Genomic DNA, 3,776 nt, shown 5'->3' with positions numbered 1-3,776 from the left:
ACTAAGAGACGCAGCCATTATGTCACAGCCCAATACAGTGCAACACCCGTCAGCCGTTGACAGCTACATACGACACGGGTGGGCGCTGGTCCCGATCCCCTTCGGCACCAAGGGGCCCCGCACACCGGGGTGGAACAAGGTCGAAAACACCCTCAAGTCAGCGGGTGACCTCCCCCTAGATCATGGGATAGGCCTGGCCCATGCGTACAGCGGCACGATGGCCGTTGACATCGACGACTGGTCCCGTGCCGCGTTCGAGTTGATGATGCACGGCATCGACATCCAGGCGCTCTACGACGCCCCCGATGCGGTCATCATCGACTCGGGCAGACAGGGGCACGGGAAGCTCTTGTACGCGATGCCCACGGGCGTCGTGCTGCCGTCCAAGAAGTGCATCGACAAGCGCCCTGATGGTCAGGCGTACAACTACCTGGACCTGCGCTGCGGCACGGCCAACTCGCTGACTGTCCAGGACGTTCTGCCCCCGTCAATCCACCCCGACACCAGGCAGCCCTACCGCTGGGCAGGCAGGGGACACTGGACCCGACTGCCCACGATCCCTGACGCGCTGCTGACCTACTGGCGCAGCATGGTTGAGACAATCCAGTCGGTGTCCATCCCCGCGGGCACCTCGGGCCAGGTGTCATGGATTGAGATCCAGGACGCACTCACCTACGTGTCCCCCGACTGTGCACGCAAGGACTGGATCACGGTCGGCATGGCCCTGCATTGGGCTGAAACCCAATCGGGTGAGGCTGGTCTTGGGCAGTCACTGTGGGTCGAGTGGAGCAAGGGATCTGCCGCCAAGTACCCCGGTGACCGGGAGATGGTGGCGCAGTGGCGCAGCTTCAGCACTGACAAGGCGTCAGTGGTGCGCCTGGGCAGTCTCATTCACATGGCCCAGTCGGCGGGGTGGAAGCGCCCAGAGCCCGATGTGACCACACTCTTCAGCGCATCGGACGCCAAGCCTCTGCTGCACATGGGCGACATCAGCACGATGTTGAAGCCCGCACCCCCTGATGTGGATGTCAGCCTGTTCCCAAAGGTGCTGGCCACCCGGGCGGCCCAGGTAGCCCGGGAGATGGGCAGTGACCCATTGGTCCCCCTGTTCGCGGGGATGGCGGCAGTCTCTGGTGCCATTGACTCGCGCAGCCGGCTTGAACTGCTGCCCCGGTTCAAGGTGGCCCCGGTACTGTGGTGCATGACGATTGGCAACCCGGCACTCAAGAAGTCCCCGGCGTCACGTCCGATGCTGGCGCCGCTTGAGAAGATCGAGATCGAGGACCGACCCCGGTACCAGAAGGATTTGCTGGACTGGGAGGCCAAGGAGGTGCGCTGGGCCGCAGCGAAGAAGTCGTTCCTTGACTTCGCTGGTTCACCCGAGGCCATGCTTGACGAGCAAGCGCCCCATGTGCCCGAGTTGCCCCCGAAGCCCGTACCTGTGCGGATCACGGTGTCGGATGTCACCAGTCAGAAACTCGTGCGCCTGGCGGCTGAACGCTCCAGGGGCATCCTGTGCGTGCTGGACGAGATGGCAGGATGGGTCAAGAAACTCCTGTCCTACAGCAGCGGTGAAGACCGATCAGCTTGGGTCGTGGGGTACGAGGCACAGCAGTACATCATGGACCGGGTGGGTGCGGGCACCGTGCACGCCGACAACTTCGCCCTGTCGATCTACGGGAACATTCAGCCCGACGTGTTCCACGGGTCGCTCAAGGAGATGGCGTCCGATGGTCTGCTGCAGCGGTTCATCCCCGCGGTGCTGCGCGAGCGTGACTGGGGCGTAGGTACACCACTGGCTGACCACGAGACGAACATTGGCGACTGGGAGCAGACTCTGCGCATCGTGTACTCCCTGCCGCACCATACCTATCGACTGAGTGCCGAGGCTACCGAGGTGTTCCGGGAGTTCCAGCACTGGTACAACGCAGCCAAGCAGGACGAGATCCTCCTGCGCTCGCCGTCCACGTTCATGACTGCGTTTGGTAAGCTGGAGGGCACCGTGGGTCGGCTGGCGCTGGTGTGGCACGTCATGGAGGCACCGTTCAGCATCGAGGTGTCCGGTGACCTCATGCGCAGGGTAATCCGGTTCGCCAAGGGCTACGTGGTGCCTGCGTACCGTTACGCCTTCGCTGGGTCAACGGGCGAGAGGGCCACGTTCCAGGAGTGGCTGGGCGACTACATCGCACTCAGGGTTGAGAAGGTGACCCTGACGATGAGCGACATCAAGAACGCCTACTCGAAGAACTGGGTGAACATGAATGTCTGGGCTCAGGACCAGTTGATCCTGGCGTCCATGGTGATGTTTGAGGAAGCAGGATGGGTCAAGCGAACAGATGACCGGACCCAGGAGTTCCGACACATCGCCGAGTGGGTCATTAACCCCGCGATTCTGACCGAGTTCAACGACTACCGGACCCAGGTGCGTAAGGCCACGGCTCGACGTGTTGCCGAGAGTATGCGGGTGTTTGCGCGCCCCTCGACACAGGTGACCGGGGAGTTGCGGGATGACGTGATGTCCGAGCTGCGCGGGATGCGAGACGGCACCAGGTGACAATGAGAAAGGGCCCCGAGGGGCCCTTGTTGTTTGGGTTGACGGTTAGGCACATTGGTTAGAGGACCGTCGGCTGGCCTCGTTTCGCACTCCGTCTACACTCCTGTCGACGGACCTCATGTGCCATGGGGTTTTCGGTTACTTGCCCGTCGCGGGCGGTTGCCTACCTGTGCCTATTCCTGAGCTGGCCGGGATAGGTGTAGGCTGGTTTTCGTTCGTTGAAAGCACGTTAGCCCGCAGCGCGTAGCGGTAGACGTTCTTCGGCGGGCACACCACCACCTCGACCTTGCGGGGCGCCAAGTGCGCGATCAGGTTCGCGCCACTCATGCCCCAGCGGTCATATGCAGTCTTGCTGTGCAACCACTCGCCGTCCACCACAATGCGGCGCGTCCCGTGGCCTTTCTCGCGGCCCAGGTACTGCCAGTTCGACGCCTTGTAGATCGTGCCAACGTGGCCGAATCGTGGGTCTGCAAAGCTGATGACTGCCCGCTTGTCGGTGTGCTTCTTCAGCCAGCGCAGCGCCCAACCAATGAACCGGCTCTCGCTGTTCTTACCGGCCTTATCCAGCAGCACAACGCGGCTCAGTTCAAGGTCGCACTCGTAGGCCGCGCCGGTCTTCGGCAAGCTCGGCTTTCTGAACAGCATCACGCCTACCAGTTCGGCGCCGTGCCAAGCGCTGAACCAGTGCATGCCGGGCGGGCATGCCTTCGAGTAGTGGTGCTGCTTCACAAAGGCACTGAGCGCAGGCGCCTGCCAGGCGGCCGGCTTCTCAAACGTCAGCTCACGCGCCGGAAACTGCGGGCTAACTGACGGTTCAAGCGGAGGCCCAACAGCGGCCAGCACCTGTGCGTCTTCCATCATGGTCATGGCTGTTGGTCCCCGCTTAACCTAGCGTTAGGCCCGGGTCAGCAGCACCACAGCCCATGCAATGAGGCGTACCGTCAGAATTTACTTGCGGCTGGTCTTCCGCGCCATCCATCACGAACAGATACCCGCTACGCAGCCGAGCGAGGTATTCCGTGTTCATGTGGCCGTCTTCTAGGATGTCCTCGGTCGCCTGAACAAGCGACAGATAACGCTCCCGCTCTGCCGCCACGGCCCGCTCAACCCTGTGCGCGGCCAGGGCCTCGGCGTAGGTCTGGGCGGAGGCGGTGGTGATCAGGGGCGCCGGGTGCACCTCGTTGCCAACTGGGCCCGGCATCACCATCGGTCGGCCGTCAAA

3 protein-coding genes are annotated in these 3,776 nt (G+C 62.8%); 1 reads left to right on the top strand and 2 read right to left on the bottom strand.

Translation table 11 applies throughout. The annotated features are described in order from the left end of the window. The first annotated feature begins 19 nt into the window (after positions 1 to 19). A complete protein-coding gene (locus tag ACK59X_RS11425; protein WP_409957436.1) occupies positions 20 to 2,554 on the top strand; it encodes a DUF3987 domain-containing protein in 2,535 nt (844 codons plus the stop codon). Between the two features lie 138 nt (positions 2,555 to 2,692). Here the strand turns inward: ACK59X_RS11425 and ACK59X_RS11420 are convergent, their stop codons facing one another. Next, positions 2,693 to 3,421, bottom strand: coding sequence for a hypothetical protein (locus ACK59X_RS11420; RefSeq protein WP_409957435.1), 729 nt, complete (start codon positions 3,419 to 3,421; stop codon positions 2,693 to 2,695). A 16-nt stretch (positions 3,422 to 3,437) separates the two neighbouring features. Further along, a partial coding sequence (locus ACK59X_RS11415; RefSeq protein ID WP_409957434.1) for a hypothetical protein occupies positions 3,438 to 3,776 on the bottom strand: 339 nt, incomplete at its 5' end.

The sequence above is a fragment of the Acidovorax sp. genome (assembly GCF_046339755.1).
In the GTDB taxonomy this organism is placed as follows: Bacteria; Pseudomonadota; Gammaproteobacteria; order Burkholderiales; family Burkholderiaceae_C; genus Acidovorax.
The sequence above is the reverse complement of the archived record's forward strand: the minus strand, read 5'-3'. Positions and strand labels throughout refer to the sequence as shown.

Bases quoted from the DNA above. Each gene is read 5' to 3' on its own strand.
- ACK59X_RS11425 (WP_409957436.1), top strand. From the start codon at position 20: ATGTCACAGCCCAATACAGTGCAACACCCGTCAGCCGTTGACAGCTAC.
- ACK59X_RS11420 (WP_409957435.1), bottom strand. From the start codon at position 3,421: ATGACCATGATGGAAGACGCACAGGTGCTGGCCGCTGTTGGGCCTCCG.